The organism is Brochothrix campestris (genome assembly GCF_046058945.1).
In the GTDB taxonomy this organism is placed as follows: domain Bacteria; phylum Bacillota; class Bacilli; order Lactobacillales; family Listeriaceae; genus Brochothrix; species Brochothrix campestris.
This window is the reverse complement of record NZ_CP175511.1, coordinates 1,793,357-1,814,173: the sequence shown is the minus strand read 5'-3', so window position 1 is coordinate 1,814,173 and position 20,817 is coordinate 1,793,357. Positions and strand designations below refer to the sequence as shown.

Below are 20,817 nucleotides of genomic sequence, written 5' to 3'. Positions count from 1 at the left end.
AGATGGAGGGGTGGGAGAATGATAAAACGAGGTGAGATATATTATGCAGACTTATCTCCTGTCAAAGGATCGGAGCAAGGTGGAATTCGTCCTGTTTTGATTATTCAAAATGATATTGGTAACAAGTTCAGTCCGACTGTAATTGTCGCTGCGATAACTGCAAAAATACAAAAAGCAAAGTTATTAACACATGTGGAAGTGAAAGCCACTAAAAAGGGCTTGAACAAAAATTCTGTCGTATTACTAGAGCAGATTAGAACGATTGATAAACAACGACTTACTGATCGAATTACTGTATTAGATAAACAAACGATGGAAGCCGTCGATAATAGCTTGAAAATCAGCCTTAGTTTAGTTACTTTCTGATTTTTTGATAAATTTCAAAACGAGTCTATCCTATAAAAATAGTCTATACTAAGAAGAGTAAGTATTATAAGTCTCTTGACTGATTATAGGTGATAAAATGCGAATAAAAGAAAATTATGAAATAAACAGTGAGTGGGATATCGTTGACGCCAGACGCTACACTAAGAAGGTATGTATAAAATTAGGATTCGATTTTATAACTCAAGCATACATTGTGAATTTTATTAGTGAACTATGCCAAAATATGTATACAGTGGCACAATCAGGTATTTTATCAGTCGAAGCTATTATTGAGGAAACACGCAGAGGGATTGCGATTAAGGCTGTTGATAATGGCCCTGGTATTGCGAAAATGACCGATTTTTTATTAGAAAATAATATTAATGAGGACTCATCTGATAGTCGCTTAAATGTGATTGGGATGCGACGTTGGTTCGATGAATTTGCAATAGCTTCGGTTGAAGCGGGGGTAAAAGGCCTAGAAATAACAGTTATCAAGTGGTTAACCACAGGGGAGTGATTAGTCTGAAACAAAAGTTTGAGCAACAGTATCAGCATTTTTTTAACTTATATTTGGAAAGTGGCGATGAAACTAATTTATACCAACTCAAAAAATGGAGCGATGAAGTATTAGCGTATGGTATATCGCCAGATGAAGTGGTAGCAATTCATCGTAAGGCACTGCTCAGTCAATCTACTAAAGTTTCAAACAGTATGGTGTTGGCTTTAGAAATATTAATGACAGTAATGATTACATATGGCACGGATTTCAGACAAAGTTTAATGATAAAAGAAAAGCAAATGGAACTACAAACTGAAATTAAAAAAGCAAGTAAAATTCAGCGGAAACTATTAGAAACGAAGGTGCCGCAAACGGATTACTTGGAAATCGGCATTTGTCATCAGCCAGCGCATCAACTTAGTGGTGATTTATATCATTTTAACGAGAACAACGGTGGGATTTCAGTCTGTTTAGCTGATGTGATTGGAAAAGGAGTGCCTGCGGCGTTAATTATGTCGATGCTTAAATATGCGATGCTTAATACACCAGACACGATTAAATCAGTCAATTCATTATTGAGTTATTTGAATGATGTAACCGTGGAACACTTAAGTGAAAATATGTTTGTGACGATGTTTTTAGGGGTATATGACAAGTTGAATGGGTCTTTTAAATACAGTTCAGCTGGTCATGAAATTGGTTTTTTTTATCAAGCAGAAACCGGTAAGTCACAAGATTTGTATGCGAAAGGTTTAATTTTAGGAATCCAAAAAGAAGAGGTATATCGTGAATATGAACAAATGTTACAAATTGGCGATATCATCATTATTTTATCAGATGGCGTGACAGAAACGCGTGTAGCTGACGGTTTCATTGAACGGTCTGAATTGAAACGATTAATAAATAAATATCATTGTCTGCCAGCTCAGGCGATTGTTGATCAAGTGTATCATTCATTAGCGGCTTTACAGGATTTTAAATTATATGATGATTTTACATTAATCGTCTTGAAACGTGTGCGTTAAGAAATGAGGGAGAGCATGGGACTACAAATTAAGTGTGAACAACAAGCTAACAACACTGTTTATTTCACATTGAGCGGTGAGATTGATGGTAATACTGCCCCGCATTTAGAAGCGGAACTGGCCCGTTTTTTCACCATAACTCAAGGGGTGATAACAGTTGATTTTGGGTCTGTTAGTTATATGGATAGTACAGGATTAGGTGTGTTAGTAGGCACATATAAAGCGATGGTTGCAAATAAAAGTCAACTCATTATTACTGAGGTATCTGAACGGTTATTTCGATTGTTTTCGATTACTGGTCTGGATAATATAATGACAATAATTCGTCAGAAAAAGGATGGCATTGTGGATGACAATAAAAAAAGGTGAGGTTATAGAACTGAAGATTCCAGCTAAATCAGAGTATATTTCGTTAGGGCGATTAGCAATCGCTAGTGTTGCTAATCGTTGCGGATTTAACTTTGATATAATTGAAGATTTGAAAATCGTGATTAGTGAGGCGATTACCAATGCGGTAAAACATGGCTACGTCTGTACGGATGATGGCGTGATTGATATTCGTTTCACTATTTTTGAGGAATACTTAAGTGTGCTCGTTAAAGATAATGGCAAACTTGCGAAGGGCTCATTACCAGAAGAAACGCTCCCGTATTCGACAGATGTGACGAGCGATACATTAGAAATTGGCGGTTTGGGGCTCCTATTAATCAAATCACTAACAGATGATGTTATAATAAAAGAAGATAAGGGACTCTCAATCGAAATGATTAAATACTTTGGCAAAGAGTAGGTGACTACAACATATGGCGCAAAGAGGGAAAATAACTGAAACAACAAAAGAAATGGTGGATGAATGGATACAGCGGGTGCAAGAAAGCGATGATGACGCGGCGAAAACCGAATTGGTACTTCATTATGCAGGTCTTGTTGAAGCGCTCGCTCGAAAATATTCTAAGGGCAAGGTTGCCTACCATAATGATTTGGTGCAAGTTGGTTATTTAGGATTATTAGGGGCAATTTCTCGATTTGATGCAACATTTGATCGAAAATTTGAATCGTTTGCGATTCCGACAATTATTGGCGAAATAAAGCGCTATTTACGAGATAAAACATGGAGTGTTCATGTGCCACGTCGGATAAAAGAATTAGGGCCTAAAATTAAAAATACAGTTGAAGAGTTAACAACGGAGCTACAACGTTCTCCTTCAATTATTGAAATAGCACAGACGATTGGTTGTGAAGAAGAAGAAGTGCTGGAAGCGATGGAAATGACGCAAAGCTATCAAGCGTTATCGGTTGATCATACGTTTGAAACGGATAATGATGGCTCACAAATGAGTTTGTTGGATGTCGTGGGAAATGAAGACGAGGGCTATGAACTCGTCGAAGAACGGATGATTTTAGCGAAGGTAATGCCCGTTTTAAATGAGCGGGAACAAATGGTAATACAGTTGACTTTCTTTGATAATTTAAGTCAAAAAGAAACAGGTGAAAAAATGCAAGTGTCACAGATGCATGTCTCACGATTACAAAGAGGCGCGATAAAAAAATTACGAACGGCCTTATTAGAATTGAATGAACATGATCAAACATAAAAGACAAAGCCACTTTAATTGCTGTGACGTTGTCTTTTTTGTTTGATGATAAATAATGCGTCTAAAAGACAAACTATGATAAACTAAAGTTAGTTACGACTGCAAACAGACTCACACTTAAAAGGGGTAATCGAATGAATGAACTAATCATCCAACAATTAACAACTGAATTAAATATAAACAAACAACAAATAAAGACGACCTTAACCTTACTTGAAGATGGCAACACAGTTCCTTTTATTGCTCGTTATCGTAAAGAAGCAACCGGCGAATTGGATGAGGTGCAAATACGGGCGATTGAAGACCGTCACACGTATTTAACAAAATTAATGCAACGCAAAGAAGATGTCATTCGTACAATTGCCGAACAAGAGAAGTTAACACCGAGTTTACAACAGGCAATTGAACAAGCGACGAAGCAACAAGTAGTTGAAGATTTATATCGTCCCTTTAAAGTGAAGAAACGCTCAAAGGCAACAATTGCAAAAGAACGAGGCCTCGAACCGTTAGCGAAATGGGCGTTAGCCTTACCACAAAGTGGCTCGATTGACGTTGAGGCCCAAAAGTACGTGTCGCTTGAACAAGAATTACCTGACGGAGAGGCGGTCATCGAAGGCGTGGTCGAGATTATTGCGGAGGTCATTAGTGATAACCCGACCTATCGAACATTTATTCGGGATCTGAGCTTAACAAAAGGGCGAATTACAGCCGTTAAAAAGAAACAAGCTGAAGATGAACAAGAAGTATTCGCAATGTATTACGATTACAGTGAAGCAGCGAATAAAATTGTGCCACATCGCGTGTTGGCGGTTAACCGTGGTGAAAAAGAAGGTGTCTTAAAAGTGACACTCGAAGTGGATGTTGAAGCGGTACACCGTTATTTAGCGCGTCAACTGCTACATAACAAAACAACAGTTGCTGACATGCTTTTAAATGACGCGATTACGGCAGCCTATAAACGTTTTATTGGACCCGCAATCGAACGTGACATTCGGAGTGATTTGACTGAAAAAGCGCAAACACATGCGATTGACATCTTTGGGAAAAACTTACGTAAATTATTATTACAATCGCCACTTAAAAATAAAACAGTATTGGCACTTGATCCAGCTTATCGTACCGGTTGTAAATTAGCGGTGCTTTCTAAAGATGGGCAAGCGGTGACGACAGCGGTCATTTATCCGCATAAGCCTGTTAATAAACGAGCAGAAGCAGAGCGTATTATGCTTGAGTTGATTGCCCAATACGACGTTGAAATTATTGCAATTGGTAATGGAACGGCATCCCGTGAATCGGAGCAGTTTACGGCGGCGTTAATTAAAGAAAAGCACTTAAATGTATCGTATATTATTGTCAATGAAGCGGGTGCTAGTGTTTACTCAGCGAGTGAAATGGCTCGTGAAGAATTCCCGGATTTAACAGTTGAAAAACGCTCAGCTATTTCGATTGGGCGTCGCTTACAAGATCCGCTCGCCGAGCTTGTCAAAATCGATCCGAAATCGATTGGCGTCGGTCAATATCAGCATGACGTTTCGCAAAGAGAACTGAGTGATTCGTTAACTTTTGTCGTCGAGACGGCGGTTAACCAAGTGGGTGTTAATGTCAATACGGCTTCGAGTGCGTTGTTAGAATACGTCTCAGGACTCAACAAAACAACGGCACATAATATTCGCTTATATCGTGAAGAAAATGGTCCGTTTAACAGCCGCGCCGAGTTAAAAAAAGTGCCGCGCTTAGGTGCGAAATCGTATGAACAAAGCATTGGCTTTTTACGTATTCCAGAAGGGAAAAATAAATTGGACGCGACTGCCATTCATCCAGAAACGTATGATGTCGCTAAGTTAATTTTACAACAATTGGAATTAAAACCAAGTGATTTGGGTACAGAGCTGTTGCGTGGAAAAATTAAAACAATTAAACTCGAAGACTTGAGTGAAGCAACCGGTGTCGGTATGCTCACATTAGCAGATGTAATTGAAGCAATGGAAGCTCCGAGTCGTGATTTGCGAGATGATATGGCCGCACCGTTGCTCCGTCAAGATGTTTTGACTGTCGAAGACTTAAAAATCGGGATGGAATTACAAGGCACAGTTCGCAATGTTGTAGATTTTGGTGCCTTTGTTGATATTGGTCTCAAACAAGATGGTCTCGTTCACATTTCGAAGTTAGCCACTAAATTTGTGAAAGATCCGATGAAAGTCGTCTCAGTTGGTGATATTGTGACTGTTTGGGTTGATAAGATCGACAGTGTCAAAAATAAAGTAGGGTTGTCAATGGTGGCAGCAAAAGTGAAGGTCGTTTAAATGAACAATCAGGAATTACAAAGTTGGGTCGAGGAGGTGTCCGAACGTGTATTCGGATACCCTTTTGTTCATCAAGCCACGTTTAATCGTCGGTTACGGACAACCGGGGGGCGCTATTTGCTAGCGACACATCATATTGAAATGAACGAGCGTTATTTGTTAGCCTATGATGCAGCTTATTTTGAGACAATCATCAAGCATGAATTATGTCATTATCATTTACATTTACAAGGAAAAGGCTACCAACATAAGCATCAAGATTTTAAACGACTGTTAAAACAAGTAGGAGGCTCACGTTTTTGTCAGCCGATTGAAACCGACTGGCGTTACTGTTATCAATGCGTGAACTGTCAAGCGCTGTTTCAACGTCGTCGTCGCTTCAATGTCGCTAAATACAGCTGTGGTCAGTGTCGTGGTCAATTGCAAGAACGGTCACAAAATGTTAGGCAAAAGACAATCTTTTAATTAAGGGAAACTTTTTTTATTTTTTTAAGATAGTTTCAAAAAAATGGTTGACGCTAGCTCTTAAAGTCTATATAATACTAAGAGTAGTCGAGAGCAATACTTCTTTTAAGGAGAAATACTCAAGTGGCTGAAGAGGCGCCCCTGCTAAGGGTGTAGGTCGCGAAAGCGGCGCGAGGGTTCAAATCCCTCTTTCTCCATAGCGCAATCAGGCCCGTTGGTCAAGCGGTTAAGACACCGCCCTTTCACGGCGGTATCACGGGTTCGAATCCCGTACGGGTCATTGGTCTGGTAGTTCAGCTGGTTAGAATGCCTGCCTGTCACGCAGGAGGTCGCGGGTTCGAGTCCCGTCCAGACCGCCAGTTTTTTAAAGAAAGTGACGTAATAAGAGATAACACCTATATTGGTCTGGTAGTTCAGCTGGTTAGAATGCCTGCCTGTCACGCAGGAGGTCGCGGGTTCGAGTCCCGTCCAGACCGCCAGTTTATGGGGTGTAGCCAAGCGGTAAGGCAATGGATTTTGATTCCATCATGCGTAGGTTCGATCCCTGCCACCCCAGTCATAAAACAGTGCAGAGTTGCACTGTTTTTTTTATTGAAAAAAACAAAAATACTTTTAAAAAGCTGTTGACACTGGTGCGGTAATACGGTAATATAAGTGTTGCAAGTGTTGTTTATCTATTTTTGAAAATAACATAAACAATCAGCGGCCATGGCGGAATTGGCAGACGCGTCAGACTAAGGATCTGGTGCCCGTTTAGGGCGTGGAGGTTCAAGTCCTCTTGGCCGCATAATTTAAGACAGTCGGATATTAATCTGACTGTCTTTTTCTTTTGAAAATAATGGAAGGAGGCATGGAATGAACTACTTAATGGTCTTTGTTTTTGGCGGTTTAGGTGGCATTAGTCGTTATAGTCTCAGTCTGATGCTACAAGGAAACGTGTTTCCGTTTAGTACATTAATTGTTAATTTACTGGGCTGTTTCTTGCTCGTGATAGTGAATGAATATCTGAGTCTTAAATGGAAGTTACCGAAGGCTATCATTGTTGGAATAGGAACTGGTTTTATCGGTGCCTTTACGACTTTTTCGGCCTTTAGCATGGAATTTATGCAATTATATAAGGCAGGTGAAGTCGCCTTAGCGCTTACATATATTGGTGCGAGTTTAATTGGTAGTATGATTGTGATTAACCTTGCGTATTGGCTCGTTCATCACGCGTTGAATAAGAAGGGGGGCAATGTATGAGTTTTTTACTTGTGGGTATAGGGGCGGCCTCAGGAGCGTTATTACGCTATCTTGTCTCTCGACTTGTGCACCTTTTTTATAAGGGCAGTTTTCCGTTAGCAACCTTCCTTGTTAATATGGTCGGTTCATATATGATGGCATTATATCTCATCACAAAACCTTCGGAAACAGTCAGCTTAGTGATGTTAGTTGGTTTCTTAGGTGGCTTGACGACCTTCTCAACCTTTGCGGTTGAAGGCGTGCAATTATTAAAGAAAAAAGAAGTGTTTACTTTTATTTATTACATCGGGATGTCTTATGTTTTAGGGATACTATTAGCTTCATTACGTTACGTTTTATAATAGGATAAAGAAAGTAAGGTGGAGTAAGTGACAGGCAAGAATGAACAAGAAACACAACCGAGTGTGAAACGGCAACTAAAAACGCGTCATTTATCGATGATTGCGATTGGTGGTAGTATCGGTACAGGCTTATTTGTGGCCAGTGGTTCAGCCATTTCAACAGCAGGGCCAGGTGGGGCGCTTTTAGCTTACATCGCCATTGGTATCATGGTGTTTTTCTTAATGACGAGTTTAGGTGAAATGGCGACTTATTTACCGGTATCAGGATCTTTTAGTACATACGCAAGCCGTTTTGTTGATCCGGCCTTTGGTTTTGCCATGGGTTGGAATTATTGGTTCAACTGGGCAATTACGTTAGCCGTCGATGTCAGTACGGCCGCTTTAATTATTGGCTATTGGTTACCAGATGTACCTGGTTGGATTTTTAGTCTCTTTTTCTTAGTGGTAATCTTTTTGCTGAATGCGATGACAGTTAAGGCGTTTGGAGAGGCGGAATACTGGTTTTCAGTCATTAAGGTCGTGACGGTCATTGCCTTTATCATTATTGGGTTATTAACGATTTTTGGTATTTTAGGCGGTCATTATTACGGTCTCTCGAATTTCACACATAAAGAAGCGCCATTTGTTGGTGGTATGCCAGCTATTTTAGCGATGTTCGTCATCGCCGGTTTTTCGTTTCAAGGAACAGAGTTAATTGGGATTACAGCAGGTGAGTCAGAAACGCCTGAAAAAAGTATTCCGAAAGCGATTAAAACGATTTTTTGGCGTATCTTACTGTTTTATATTTTGGCGATTGCGATAATCGCTGCAATTATTCCGTACACGAGTCCTGACTTATTAGGTGGTAGTGAAACGAACATTGCAATGAGTCCATTTACGCTCGTGTTTAAAAATGCCGGCTTAGCGATAGCGGCTGGAGTGATGAATGCGATTATTTTAACATCGGTACTATCGGCAGGAAACTCCGGCATGTATGCCAGTACACGGATGCTGATGGCAATGGGTCAATCAGGCCAAGCACCAAAGGCAATGGGAAAAGTGAATAAACGTGGTATTCCGATGAATGCCCTTATTTTCACAGCCGTGATTGGAGCCTTAGCGTTACTGAGCTCTATTTTAGGGCCACAAGTTTATTTATATTTAGTGGCTGCCAGTGGTTTGACCGGCTTTATCGCCTGGGTTGGTATCGCGGTATCGCATTTCCGGTTTAGACGAGCTTATATTAAGCAAGGTCACCAACTAAGCGCATTGAAGTACAAAGCTAAATGGTTCCCGTTTGGACCATTGTTAGCATTGATTTTATGTATCTTTGTTATTATCGGCCAGGATTTAGGTTCGTTTGCTAAATTTGATTTACAGGCGATTTTAATGACTTATATGAGTATTCCGTTGTTTTTATTCTGTTTTATCTTTTATAAGATTAAGTATAAAACTAAGTTGATTCCGTTAGATGAGGTCGATTTAGAACAGATTGATCTCAAAAAAGAGCAGTAAGAATAGAATATAAAAGGCGGACAAACAGAGCATGTTTGTCCGTTTTTGTTTTTATCAAAAAATAAAATGTTATATTAATAAAAAAAGCGTATGATAGAAGAAAGGAAGAGGGATATTATGTCAAAAGAAACATTGCAACGCTCATTAACAGGAAGACATATTATGCTGATTGCCATTGGTGGCGCAATCGGGACAGGTTTGTTCTTAGGTGCCGGTCGGAGTATTAGTTTAGCAGGTCCTTCGATTTTACTCGTGTATGCGATCATTGGTTGTTTGTTGTTTTTCTTAATGCGTGCCTTAGGAGAATTGCTATTATCAAACACAGACTTCAATTCATTTGCAGATATTGCGCGTGCCTACTTAGGTAATTGGGCGGGCTTTTTTACCGGTTGGACGTATTGGTTCTGTTGGGTTGTAACAGGTATGGCTGAAATTACAGCTGTTGCTAAGTACATTGGTTATTGGTGGCCAAGTATTCCCCAATGGCTTTCAGCTTTAGCCTGTGCACTCTTATTATTAATGATTAACTTATTAACAGTGAAAGCCTTTGGTGAGTTTGAATTTTGGTTTGCAGTCATTAAAGTAACGACAATTGTCGTCTTAATTGTGATTGGTGCGGTGATGATAATCATGGGAACAAAAACACCGAGTGGTCACGTTTCGCTCACACATATATGGAGCCATGGCGGTTTCTTCCCCAATGGGGCTAAAGGCTTTATTCTAGCCTTCCAAATGGCGGTGTTCTCGTTTGTTGGTGTGGAATTAATCGGTGTTACTGCAGGTGAAACGAAGGATCCCGAAAAAACATTGCCAAAGGCAATCAATGCGATTCCAATTCGGATATTGCTGTTTTATATCGGAACGCTGATTGTGATTATGTCAGTGACGCCTTGGAACAAAATTTCGGCGGTAGATAGCCCGTTTGTAACGCTATTTGCCTTTGTCGGTATTCCAGCCGCAGCCACAATTATTAATTTCGTCGTTATTTCAGCCGCTGCGTCTTCATGTAATTCTGGCTTGTTCTCAACGAGTCGGATGTTATATGGGCTTGGGAAACAAGGAGATGCTTCTCCAAAATTCGCACAATTAAACAGTAAAGGTGTTCCGGCTTTAGGTTTGATTTTTTCAGCAATAATTTTATTGTTTGGTGTCTTGCTGAACTACTTTTTACAAGCCGATCAAGTGTTTACGATTGTAACAAGTTTAGCAACGGTGTTGTTTGTTTTTGTATGGGCCATTATTACCGTCTCATACATCCTTTACCAACGTCGTGATCAAGTGTTGGCAGCTAAACAAACCTTTAAGATGCCATTTTCAAAAGTGATGCCATGGATTTTAATTGTCTTTTTTATCTTTGTATTAGCCGTTTTATGTTTAGATGTAGAAACACGAATTGCGATATATGTCGCGCCGATTTGGTTTGCTTTACTAGGGTTATTTTATGTGCTGAAACAACGACACGCGCATAAGCAGTAACAATCTCAGATGAGTAAGACTGTTCTAGGGTGTTATTCCTTGCTTGTTCGGGATGACTTACTAGCAGTAAGTGCACCAATCTTGACCAATGACGATGACAATGTCGCTATTCAGTCATATCATCTTGTAGCCAAAGTCACTTGAACTAACGTTCAAAGTAAAACCAGTTTAATTCGACTTTGTCTACAATCTGAGAGGAGAATGTTTCTCCTCTTTTTTTTATGCCCGATTAAAAAGCAGCTACACCTTTTAGCAAGTTTGTGTTACGCTAACTGTACACAATAAAATGGATACGTCTATGCTGTCAGAGGCATACAGGAGGAATAAGTCGAATGAGTACATTTAAACAGTTTCAGTTAAGTAAAGAAATTATCGGGGCGATTGAAAAATTAGGGTATAATGAGCCAACAACGGTACAAACCGAAGTTATCCCAGCCTTATTAGAAGGTAAAAATCTGATTGTTAAATCACAAACAGGAAGTGGTAAAACAGCGGCCTTTGCAATTCCGATTTGCGAACGTGTACAATGGGAAGAACGCAAACCACAGGTGCTTGTCTTAACACCAACACGTGAATTAGCATCGCAAATTCAGCAAGATATATTTAACATTGGTCGCTATAAACGTTTAAAAGTTGAAGCGATTTTTGGTCGCAGTTCATATGAACGTCAAGCCTATAACTTAAAACAACGAACACATGTTGTGGTTGCAACGCCAGGGCGCTTAATTGATCATATGACGCAAAAAACAATCGATTTAAGCATGATTGATACGGTTATCATTGATGAGTCGGATGAAATGTTAGCAATGGGCTTTATTGAACAAATTGAAAATGTAATGAAAGTCGTACCACCAACAGCAACATTGGCGCTGTTCTCGGCGACAATGCCAGCCGAAATTAAAACGTTAGCAACACGTTACTTGAAAGATCCGCTCTTAATTGAAGTGAAATCAGAAAATAAAGTAACGCAACGAATTAAACAACAGTATTACGAAATTCCGTATGATGAAAAAATCACTGTACTCGAAGACGTGTTAACGGTTGTTAATCCTGAAAGTAGCATTGTTTTTTGTAACACTCGTGCCGCGGTTGAAGAAATTGCAGAAGCACTCGAAGCGTTAGAGATTGAAGTAGAAACATTACACGGTGGGATGGAGCAACGTCATCGTACGGCGGTAATTAACGACTTTAAGCATGGTTACTTCCGTTATTTAGTCGCAACCGATGTGGCAGCACGTGGCTTGGATATTGCTGATATTGCCTTAGTTGTTAACTTTGACTTACCTGAAAATGTTGAAAGTTATGTGCATCGAATTGGTCGTACAGCTCGTTTTGAAAATGATGGACATGCGATTAGTTTTGTTTCGTCATCAGATTACCGTTACTTAAACCCCATCCAAGCGATGATGGACGACCGCCTCGTAGCGATTGAACGCCCGACCCAAGAAGAGGTGTTGGATGCTCAAGCGGCCTTTAAAGCAACACAACAAACAAAAATGAAATTAAAGAAAGAAAAAGGACATGATTTTAAAGAAGAAATCATGAAATTACATATTAATGCAGGTAAGAAAACAAAAATGCGTGCGGGCGATGTTGTTGGGGCTTTATGTAATATTGAAGGTATGACGGGAGCTGACATTGGTGTTATCAGTTTATTAGATGTCTCGACCTTTGTTGAAATTTTAAATAGTAAAGGTGAAATGGTGTTGGCGGCCTTACAAGATTTTCCGATTAAAGGGCGAGTTCGTCGTGTTAGCAAAGCGAATGAAACAACGTATGAGAGTGATTTGAAAAATGAGGAAGACTAAAAAAACGTTCAAAAGCGTCACACGCTTTTGAACGTTTTTTTATTATTTTTTGATGTCTTTTTTGTTTTTTTGAAGAAACATTAATAAGTTGACTGCACGAATGTAATCAATGGCAGCGAAACAGATGAGCATAATTGGATAGAAGGTCCAACCATTTTCTGTTACTGGTCGAATTGCTAAATAAGTGAAGATGACTCCGAAAAGCAAATTGAAGATAATTTGATTGCGGATAGATTGCATAATAAAACCCCATTCTTAGTTAATTAGGTAGAAAGACACTTATTAATAAGGCAGTGCCGTTCATTAAAGCATGAATACTAAACGAGACAAGCAGTCGTTTTGTTTTGTAATAAAAATAACTGAAGACGAGTCCCATTCCAGTGTAAACGAGTAAGTAGGCAAAGTCGAAATGGATTGCTGCGAACACTACAGAGCTGAATAATGCGGCCACGCCGACCGGAAGCTTGTTGGTTAAGCCACCGAATAACACTTTTCGAAAGACGACTTCTTCCAAAAAAGGTGCGATAATCACAATCGTTAAAATGAAGAGTGGATTCGTTTGGGTAATCCCGATTAAGTCAGCAGTATTCTCTGATTGCGCAACGGTTCCTCTAATCATCGCTGTAATTGAGGCAGTAATCGCTTGAACGATAAAGGCAACAATCACACCACCAATAATGTAAAGCGTGCTTTTTGCAAGCGGCATTGGTGCTTGTTGATCAATGTATGATGAACGCGGAGCTGTTTTTAGCAACCAAAGAAAGAGTAATGCCCCAACCGCAAAGGTGCCAATCGACCAATTTGTGACAATTAAGTTGGCTTGTTCTTTTGTGAATGGTGTCGCGTTATCGAGTAGCGCGACGTAATAAATACCGAAGGTGGACACCACTTGAATGATGAGGTAGAGTACTAAAATCCACCAATACTTCTTATTCATGGCGCTAGACCCCTTTGTTTATTGTATTTTGTTATAGTCTCATTGTAGCGATAATTGGTCGCTTGAGCAACTAAAATTATTCATATGACTTGCAAATTTGACCAAAATTGTCTATTATAAATGATGTGATTAGCACTTGCTTAATGCGAGTGCTAACATTAAATTATCTGAGGAGGTTGTACTATGTTAAAACCATTAGGCGAGCGCGTAGTTATCGAAGTTATTGCAACGGAACAAAAAACAATTGGTGGAATTGTCCTACCAGATTCTGCAAAAGAGAAACCATCTGAAGGTATCGTTATTGCTGTTGGGACAGGTCGTACATTAGCAGACGGAACAAAAGTTGCACTTGAAACAGCAGAAGGCGACCGTGTTGTCTTTTCACAATATTCTGGTACAGAAGTAAAATACGATAACAAGGACTACCTTATCTTGCGCGAAGAAGATATTTTAGCGATTGTCAAATAAGCAGTACAAATAGTAAATGAATTAGAGGAGGAACTCACATGGCAAAAGAATTGAAATTTAGTGAAGATGCACGTGCAGCAATGTTACGTGGTGTTGATCAATTAGCAAACGCAGTGAAAGTAACATTAGGACCAAAAGGACGTAATGTCGTACTTGAAAAATCATTCGGCTCACCACTTATTACAAATGATGGTGTGACAATTGCAAAAGAAATTGAATTAGAAGATGCTTTTGAAAACATGGGTGCGAAGTTAGTTTCTGAAGTCGCAAGTAAAACAAATGATGTTGCCGGTGACGGGACAACAACAGCGACTGTATTAGCGCAAGCATTAATTCAAGAAGGTTTAAAAAATGTGACATCTGGAGCTAATCCAGTCGGTATTCGTGAAGGAATGGAAAAAGCGACAGCAGCAGCAATTGAAGCACTGAAACGTATCTCTAAACCAATCGAAGGGAAACATTCAATCGCACAAGTTGCAGCTGTTTCAGCAGGAAGCGAAGAAATTGGCGAATTAGTAGCTGAAGCGATGGCACGTGTAGGTAATGATGGTGTCATTACATTAGAAGAATCAAAAGGTTTTAAAACTGAACTTGATGTCGTTGAAGGGATGCAATTTGACCGCGGTTACCTTTCTCCCTACATGTCTACAGATCAAGAGAAAATGGTCGCTGAATTAGAAAATCCTTATATTTTAGTAACCGATAAAAAGATCAATAACATCCAAGATATTTTACCCGTATTACAACAAGTGGTTGAACAAGGACGTGGCTTGTTAATTATTGCCGAAGATGTTGAGGGCGAAGCCTTAGCAACACTCGTGTTAAATAAATTACGTGGTACGTTCAATGTTGTTGCTGTAAAAGCACCAGGATTTGGTGATCGTCGTAAAGAAATGTTACAAGATATTGCGATTATTACTGGTGCATCAGTGGTGACAGATGAGCTTGGTTTAGAACTAAAAGATGCAACCCTTGATCAATTAGGAACAGCAACCCGTGTTAACGTTACGAAAGAAAATACAACAATCGTAGAAGGTGCGGGTCAATCAAATAACATTGAGGCACGTATTGGCCAAATTAAAGCACAACTAGAAGCATCAACATCTGAGTTTGATCGTGAAAAATTACAAGAACGTTTAGCTAAATTAGGTGGCGGTGTCGCAGTCATTAAAGTCGGGGCTGCAACTGAAACAGAATTAAAAGAACGTAAATTACGAATTGAAGATGCGTTAAATTCAACCCGTGCCGCAGTTGAAGAAGGAATCGTCTCAGGTGGGGGAACTGCCTTAGTTAACGTTTACAACGACGTAGCTGCGCTCGAAGAAACAGGCGATGTGCAAACAGGGATTAACATAGTTTTACGTGCGTTAGAAGAACCAGTTCGTCAAATCGCTATTAATGCTGGTGTTGAAGGTGCAATCATTGTCGATCGCTTGAAAAAAGAAGCGATAGGCATCGGTTATAACGCGGCCAATGGTGAATGGGGTAATATGATTGAGCTTGGTATTGTTGATCCAACAAAGGTAACGCGTTCAGCTTTACAAAATGCAGCCTCAGTGGCGGCGCTCTTCTTAACAACCGAAGCTGTTGTAGCAAACAAACCATCAACAGAACCACCAATGGCACCAGATATGGGTGGCATGGGCGGCATGGGCGGCATGATGTAACTAGAAAAACATCAGTAAAAGCAATCGGTTAGAAGCCAATAACTTGGAAAATAACTGAAGGCGACTATTTATCGTCGCAACTTTTCGGTGAAATATCATCTTGTAGCCAAAGTCGCTTGACCACTTTTGACAGAACAAGCAGTTTAATTCGACTGTGACTACAATTTGGAGCCAGCATGCTACTAAGTATGCTGGCTTTTTACTTTTATTAGTGAATCTCTCTTTTGTATGTTATAATCATTATAAAGTAGAAAAACATAAAACTGATGTCCTAATCCAAAGGATATCAGTTTTTGTTGTTTTTATAACTATGTGAGAGTGGTAGTCATTCTCAATTGAGAGGGTGATTAAATTGAAAAAAACGAAAATTAAAAATCTAATTGAGAAAAGTCGTCGTCATCAGGAATTGATTGCTGCGTTGGTAGCAGGGGTAATGATTGTTCTGGCCCTTTGTTTACAAAAGCCTCTGCCACAGGTGACACCGATTGTTTTTTGTAGTGCTTATGTGATTGGAGGCTATGCCAAGGCAAAAGCTGGCTTGTTAGAGACCATCACTTCGAAAAAATTGAATGTCGAGTTGTTGATGATATTAGCTGCGATAGGTTCAGCACTCATTGGCTATTGGTTAGAAGGTGCCTTATTGATAGTTATTTTTGCGCTTAGTGGCGCACTCGAAACGTATGCACTGAACAAAAGCCAACAAGCAATGAGTGCCTTGTTAGCGATGCAACCGCATGAAGCATGGTTACTTGATGAACAGAAGACGGTGACACGTGTTCAAATTACTGAGTTAGTTGTGGGTGATAAAATACTTGTTAAGCCAGGTGAACAAATACCAGTTGATGGCAATGTACGTTTAGGGAAATCCGTTGTAGATGAAGCGGCTCTAAGTGGTGAAGCACAAGGAGTTGGTAAAAGCTATGGTGATAGCGTGTTTGCAGGCACCTTTAATCGCCAGGCCACACTGACGATTGAGATGACAACCTTGCCTGAGCAAAGTCTCTTTCAAAAAATAATCGACTTAGTGAGAGAAGCACAGTCAAAGAAAACAAATAGTGAACAATTTATCGATCGTTTTGAAGGGGTGTATGTCAAAATTGTCTTATTTGCTGTAGTTCTAATGATGGTATTACCGCCTTTATTAGGAGGTTGGACATGGCAAGTGGCAACTTATCGGGCGATGGTATTGTTAGTTGTTGCTTCTCCTTGTGCGTTAGTGGCATCGATAACGCCTGCTTTATTAGCTGTGATGTCTAATGGAGCGAAACACGGGGTGCTATTTAAAGGTGGCGATCAAATCGAACGGTTAGCTCGTATTACAACAATCGCCTTCGACAAAACAGGTACCTTAACAAAAGGGCAACCAATAGTGACAAGGTGTTATGTTGCTCCCACTGAAAACGTGCGCGAAGCGTTAGCGATAGTCGCAGGGATGGAAGCTCAAACGACACACCCACTGGCAGCGGCAGTAATGGATTATTGCAAAACAAAAGCAATTGAACTAGCGCAAGTAGATAGTATCATAGATCACCCCGGCTTAGGCATCTCAACAACGGTGGCAGATACGACCTATCTTGTTGGAAAAGGAGCTTTTATGAACAAGGCGGCATTAACAAGCTTTAGACGTATTAAAGGTGAGGTGGATTCTGAAACAGTGGGGACTGTTATTTATATGCAACGAGGCACTGAGGTCATCGTCGAATTAACCGTGAACGATACGGTTAGGGCTGAAAGTCATCGGGCAATCAATCAATTAACAAATTTAGGCATTCATACAGTGATGCTTACCGGTGATAATGAACAGACAGCGCGACAGATTGCGGCAGAAACGAAGGTGGAAAAGGTTGTCGCCAATTGTCTACCAGCGGAAAAGGTCGAAGCGATTACACAGTTACAACAAGCCGGTGAAGCAGTCGCGATGATTGGTGATGGCATTAATGATGCGCCTGCCTTAGCAACTGCCTCACTTGGGATTGCGATGGGTGAAGGATCTGATATCGCGATTGAAACCGCGGATATTGTCTTAATGAAAAATGATTTACTTAAATTAGTGAGTGCTGTCAAATTAAGTCGGCGGGCGAGTCGAATTATTAAACAAAATATTATGTTTTCATTGAGCGTTATTGTGTTATTGATTGCATCGAATACGCTCCAATGGATTAATTTACCGTTTGGTGTCATTGGCCATGAAGGAAGTACAATTTTAGTAATTCTTAATTCACTACGATTATTACGTCATTAACAACGAAAAGAGAATCGCAATGCGATTCTCTTTTCGTTGTCTTTATTTTGTTGCGGCAGGAAACGCCCGTACATATTGTTTGGGTAGCTCAATCGTTTTGTTTAAAGTGTCGGCTGCATTCAATGCCCAATAAGGATCGCGTAATAAAGCGCGACCAACAGCAACCATATCAGCTTGGTTATTGAGAATAGCTGCATTTGCCAACTGTGGATTGCTAAGTTTTCCGACGGCAATCACAGGCGTTGTCAAAGCTTGTTTATAAGCTGCGGCAAGTCCAAGTTGATACCCCGCATCGCTTCCAATTGTAGCAGACGGTCCGGTGGGACTTTCACCACCTGCACTGACATGAAAAACATCGACGCCAGCTTGTTGGTAAGCCGTCGCCAGTTGTAAGCTCTCAGCTAACCGGTAGCCGTTTGCGTCAAATTCAGTGGCTGAGATTCTGAAAAGTAATGGCATCTCAGTCGGCATCACCTGCTTAACAGCTTGAATGACTTCGGTACCGAATAAGGCTTTATCGGCGCCGTATCGATCGGTACGTTTGTTTGTTAAAGCCGATTGAAATTGATGGATTAAATAGCCATGGGCGCCGTGCAGTTCAATCGCATCAACACCGGCTTTGACTGCCCGTTTAACAGCAGCAGCATACTTGTTAACCATGTCAGACACTTCAGCTGTTGAGAGCGCCCGTGGTGTTTTTGAAGCGCCGTCAAACGGGATGGCTGAGGCGGAGACCGGGGTGATTGCGTCGGTAGCCTTTCGCCCAGCGTGCGCAATTTGAATCGCGACTTTGGCACCCGCAGTATGACAGGCTGCGACGATTTTTGCGAGGCCTTCGATTTGACCGTCTTCCCAAAGGCCAAGGCAGTTGTTTGAAATACGACCGTCGGGCTCGATGTTGGTCATCTCGATAATGATTAAACCTGTACCACCAATGGCCCGTGAGGCATAGTGCATCACATGCCAGTCTGTACTGTAACCATCTTGGTTGCGGGCAGAGTACATACACATGGGTGGCATGACGATGCGGTTTTTTAACGTTAAGCCCTTAATTGAGAGCGGTGAATATAAGTCAGTTGTCATTAAAATTCCCCCTTAAAGATATCTCTTACTATAGCTGTAAATCGCGGTTACGACAAATGAAGTGCCTAAAAAACAGAATGGCAAGGGCCATTCTGTTCAGGTTGTTGACACTAGTCTCTTTAAAAAAGCAGTCAAGCGGTTTTTCGCTAAGAAGATAAACCACTGTTACTTAGTTTGTTCTTGGCCACGAATATTCCAAGTGAAGGCAAACACGATTGCCGCTAAGATACATGAGATGAAGATGAGTGTGAAACCAACATCCCAGCTATAGGCATCTACAACGAAACCGAGTAACGCATTAGCCATCACAGCCCCACCGAGGTAACCGAATAATCCAGTTAAGCCAGCCGCTGTTCCAGCTGCTTTTTTCGGTACAAGATCGAGGGCTTGTAAGCCGATAAGCATAACAGGACCATAGATTAAGAAACCGATGGCGATCAAAGCGATGTTATCGATTAAAGGATGGCCAGCAGGGTTGAGCCAGTAGACTAAGACCGCAACCGCGACACCGAGCATAAACACAACACCGGCAGGCCCACGACGCCCTCTAAAGAACTTGTCTGAAATCCAACCACAAAGTAAGGTACCAGGAATTCCTGCCCATTCATATAAGAAGTAAGACCAACTTGTCTTACTTAAATCCATGCCTTTAACTTCGTTTAAATAGGCAGGCGCCCAGTCTAATACGCCATAACGTGTAAAGTAGACGAACACGTTGGCGATCGCAATCATCCACACCCATTTATTGCTAAGGACGTATTTGAATAAGATTTCTTTGACGCTGAGTTCTTCTTCAAGCGTTTCATGAGAAGAGTTGGGATAATCGTTACGATATTCTTCAATTGAAGGTAATCCTTCAGATTGAGGTGTGTCACGCATTAAAATGTACGAAATAATCGCAACGATAATCGCGATCAACGCAGGGAAGATGAAGACGCCATTAAAGGCTTTAATGCTAATTATGTACGTTGAGGTTAAACTGATCCCTGCAACTGCAATCGGAGCCATAATTCCGCCACCGACATTGTGAGCAACGTTCCAAATTGCTGTTTTGCCACCGCGCTCATTTAATGAAAACCAATGAACGAGCGTTCGACCAGCAGGTGGCCAACCCATGCCTTGGAACCAACCGACTAAGAACAGCATCACGAACATTGTCGTAATTGAAGACGTGAAATACGGGATAAAACCTAATAATAAGTTAATAATAGCAGCTAAAACTAAACCAAGTGGTAAAAAGATACGGGCGTTACTACGATCGGAGACAATCCCCATCACAAATTTACTGATACCATAGGCGATTGAAACAGCAGATAAAGCTAGACCCAATTGTCCCTTAGTAAATCCTTCTTCCATTAAGCCAGGAATTGCGAGTGAAAAGTTTTTACGTAATAAGTAATAACCGGCGTAACCGATAAAAATTCCGATGAATACTTGTAGCCGTAAACGACGATAAACAGGGTCGATTTCTTCTTTTGGTAACCGCTTTTTGGCGGTTGGTGGTGCTAAAAATGACATGTAATTTCCTCCTTTTAATAAGTAATAGGGTCAGTATAGCAAGGAATAATAAGGTTGTAAGCGTTTTTTTTATAAAAGTGACTTTAGTTCGACGCATTAAACGCAAGAAAACCTCCATTTTAGGAATGTTTATATCAAAAAAAAGAACAACGAAGCTTGTCTGTACAAGTGGAGAGGCTAGCGGTGTATACCACTTAAGGTCGAATTGTGAAAAAAGCCAGTTCTGTGAGTATAGTCCTGTTCTTGTCGGTAGTTGTGAAGGCAATAAAAAAACGCTTAAATCTA

At 40.6% G+C, this 20,817-nt stretch carries 20 protein-coding genes and 6 tRNA genes; 22 read left to right on the top strand and 4 right to left on the bottom strand.

Going from position 1 to position 20,817, the window contains the following annotated elements; translation table 11 throughout:
* Positions 1–18 precede the first annotated feature (18 nt).
* From ACJYYY_RS09035 to ACJYYY_RS08945, 19 genes are all read left to right on the top strand, one after another.
* Positions 19–366: a type II toxin-antitoxin system PemK/MazF family toxin gene (locus ACJYYY_RS09035; RefSeq protein WP_035314253.1), complete on the top strand. Its 348-nt coding sequence runs from the start codon at positions 19–21 to the stop codon at positions 364–366.
* A 214-nt stretch (positions 367–580) separates the two neighbouring features.
* Positions 581–886: a hypothetical protein gene (locus ACJYYY_RS09030; RefSeq protein WP_408868846.1), complete on the top strand. Its 306-nt coding sequence runs from the start codon at positions 581–583 to the stop codon at positions 884–886.
* Positions 883–1,893, top strand: coding sequence for a PP2C family protein-serine/threonine phosphatase (locus ACJYYY_RS09025; protein WP_408868845.1), 1,011 nt, complete (start codon positions 883–885; stop codon positions 1,891–1,893). Before ACJYYY_RS09030 ends, ACJYYY_RS09025 begins: the two co-directional genes overlap by 4 nt.
* 15 nt (positions 1,894–1,908) lie before the next feature.
* Entirely contained in the window at positions 1,909–2,262 is a 354-nt protein-coding gene (locus ACJYYY_RS09020) for an anti-sigma factor antagonist (protein WP_035314256.1), read from the top strand.
* Entirely contained in the window at positions 2,243–2,683 is a 441-nt protein-coding gene (rsbW, locus tag ACJYYY_RS09015) for an anti-sigma B factor RsbW (protein WP_198015716.1), read from the top strand. The genes ACJYYY_RS09020 and rsbW overlap by 20 nt, the downstream gene beginning before the upstream one ends.
* Positions 2,684–2,696: 13 nt before the next feature.
* Entirely contained in the window at positions 2,697–3,488 is a 792-nt protein-coding gene (gene sigB / locus ACJYYY_RS09010; RefSeq protein WP_035314257.1) for an RNA polymerase sigma factor SigB, read from the top strand.
* 134 nt (positions 3,489–3,622) lie between these two features.
* Positions 3,623–5,791: a Tex family protein gene (locus ACJYYY_RS09005; RefSeq protein WP_035314258.1), complete on the top strand. Its 2,169-nt coding sequence runs from the start codon at positions 3,623–3,625 to the stop codon at positions 5,789–5,791.
* Positions 5,792–6,256, top strand: coding sequence for a SprT family protein (locus ACJYYY_RS09000; RefSeq protein ID WP_035314259.1), 465 nt, complete (start codon positions 5,792–5,794; stop codon positions 6,254–6,256).
* A gap of 109 nt (positions 6,257–6,365) precedes the next feature.
* A tRNA-Ser gene (locus ACJYYY_RS08995) sits at positions 6,366–6,453 on the top strand.
* An 11-nt stretch (positions 6,454–6,464) separates the two neighbouring features.
* Positions 6,465–6,536, top strand: a tRNA-Glu gene (locus tag ACJYYY_RS08990).
* A 2-nt stretch (positions 6,537–6,538) separates the two neighbouring features.
* A tRNA-Asp gene (locus tag ACJYYY_RS08985) sits at positions 6,539–6,615 on the top strand.
* Positions 6,616–6,658: 43 nt separating this feature from the next.
* Positions 6,659–6,735, top strand: a tRNA-Asp gene (locus ACJYYY_RS08980).
* 5 nt (positions 6,736–6,740) lie between these two features.
* Positions 6,741–6,812, top strand: a tRNA-Gln gene (locus ACJYYY_RS08975).
* 146 nt (positions 6,813–6,958) lie between these two features.
* A tRNA-Leu gene (locus ACJYYY_RS08970) sits at positions 6,959–7,043 on the top strand.
* A gap of 68 nt (positions 7,044–7,111) precedes the next feature.
* Complete coding sequence (locus ACJYYY_RS08965) at positions 7,112–7,498, top strand: CrcB family protein (RefSeq protein WP_035314260.1); 387 nt, start codon at positions 7,112–7,114, stop codon at positions 7,496–7,498.
* On the top strand, positions 7,495–7,839 hold the full coding sequence (locus ACJYYY_RS08960) for a CrcB family protein (protein WP_035314261.1): 345 nt from the start codon (positions 7,495–7,497) through the stop codon (positions 7,837–7,839). The genes ACJYYY_RS08965 and ACJYYY_RS08960 overlap by 4 nt, the downstream gene beginning before the upstream one ends.
* A gap of 96 nt (positions 7,840–7,935) precedes the next feature.
* Entirely contained in the window at positions 7,936–9,333 is a 1,398-nt protein-coding gene (locus ACJYYY_RS08955; RefSeq protein ID WP_051456907.1) for an amino acid permease, read from the top strand.
* Positions 9,334–9,450: 117 nt separating this feature from the next.
* Positions 9,451–10,809, top strand: a complete 1,359-nt coding sequence (locus tag ACJYYY_RS08950; RefSeq protein WP_035314262.1) for an amino acid permease — start codon at positions 9,451–9,453, stop codon at positions 10,807–10,809.
* Positions 10,810–11,141: 332 nt separating this feature from the next.
* Complete coding sequence (locus ACJYYY_RS08945) at positions 11,142–12,617, top strand: DEAD/DEAH box helicase (protein WP_035314263.1); 1,476 nt, start codon at positions 11,142–11,144, stop codon at positions 12,615–12,617.
* 42 nt (positions 12,618–12,659) lie between these two features.
* On the opposite strand, the gene ACJYYY_RS08940 is transcribed toward ACJYYY_RS08945, so the two are convergent.
* Positions 12,660–12,857 (bottom strand): YdiK family protein, encoded by a 198-nt coding sequence (locus ACJYYY_RS08940; protein WP_408868844.1) that lies wholly within the window; start codon positions 12,855–12,857, stop codon positions 12,660–12,662.
* A 19-nt stretch (positions 12,858–12,876) separates the two neighbouring features.
* Positions 12,877–13,554 carry a CPBP family intramembrane glutamic endopeptidase gene (locus ACJYYY_RS08935; RefSeq protein ID WP_051456902.1) on the bottom strand — a complete coding sequence of 226 codons (678 nt, stop codon included), beginning with the start codon at positions 13,552–13,554 and terminating at the stop codon, positions 12,877–12,879.
* 183 nt (positions 13,555–13,737) lie between these two features.
* Between ACJYYY_RS08935 and groES the strand changes: the two genes are divergently transcribed.
* The 3 genes from groES (at position 13,738) to ACJYYY_RS08920 (ending at position 17,931) form a co-directional block, all read left to right on the top strand.
* Complete coding sequence (gene groES / locus ACJYYY_RS08930; protein WP_035314264.1) at positions 13,738–14,022, top strand: co-chaperone GroES; 285 nt, start codon at positions 13,738–13,740, stop codon at positions 14,020–14,022.
* 38 nt (positions 14,023–14,060) lie between these two features.
* Positions 14,061–15,689 (top strand): chaperonin GroEL, encoded by a 1,629-nt coding sequence (gene groL, locus ACJYYY_RS08925; RefSeq protein WP_408868843.1) that lies wholly within the window; start codon positions 14,061–14,063, stop codon positions 15,687–15,689.
* Between the two features lie 352 nt (positions 15,690–16,041).
* Entirely contained in the window at positions 16,042–17,931 is a 1,890-nt protein-coding gene (locus ACJYYY_RS08920) for a heavy metal translocating P-type ATPase (protein ID WP_232217922.1), read from the top strand.
* 42 nt (positions 17,932–17,973) lie between these two features.
* Here ACJYYY_RS08920 and ACJYYY_RS08915 read toward each other — a convergent pair whose 3' ends face one another.
* Positions 17,974–19,014 carry an NADPH dehydrogenase gene (locus ACJYYY_RS08915; RefSeq protein ID WP_035314265.1) on the bottom strand — a complete coding sequence of 347 codons (1,041 nt, stop codon included), beginning with the start codon at positions 19,012–19,014 and terminating at the stop codon, positions 17,974–17,976.
* A 165-nt stretch (positions 19,015–19,179) separates the two neighbouring features.
* Positions 19,180–20,532 carry a glycerol-3-phosphate transporter gene (gene glpT, locus ACJYYY_RS08910; protein ID WP_035314266.1) on the bottom strand — a complete coding sequence of 451 codons (1,353 nt, stop codon included), beginning with the start codon at positions 20,530–20,532 and terminating at the stop codon, positions 19,180–19,182.
* Positions 20,533–20,817 lie beyond the last annotated feature (285 nt).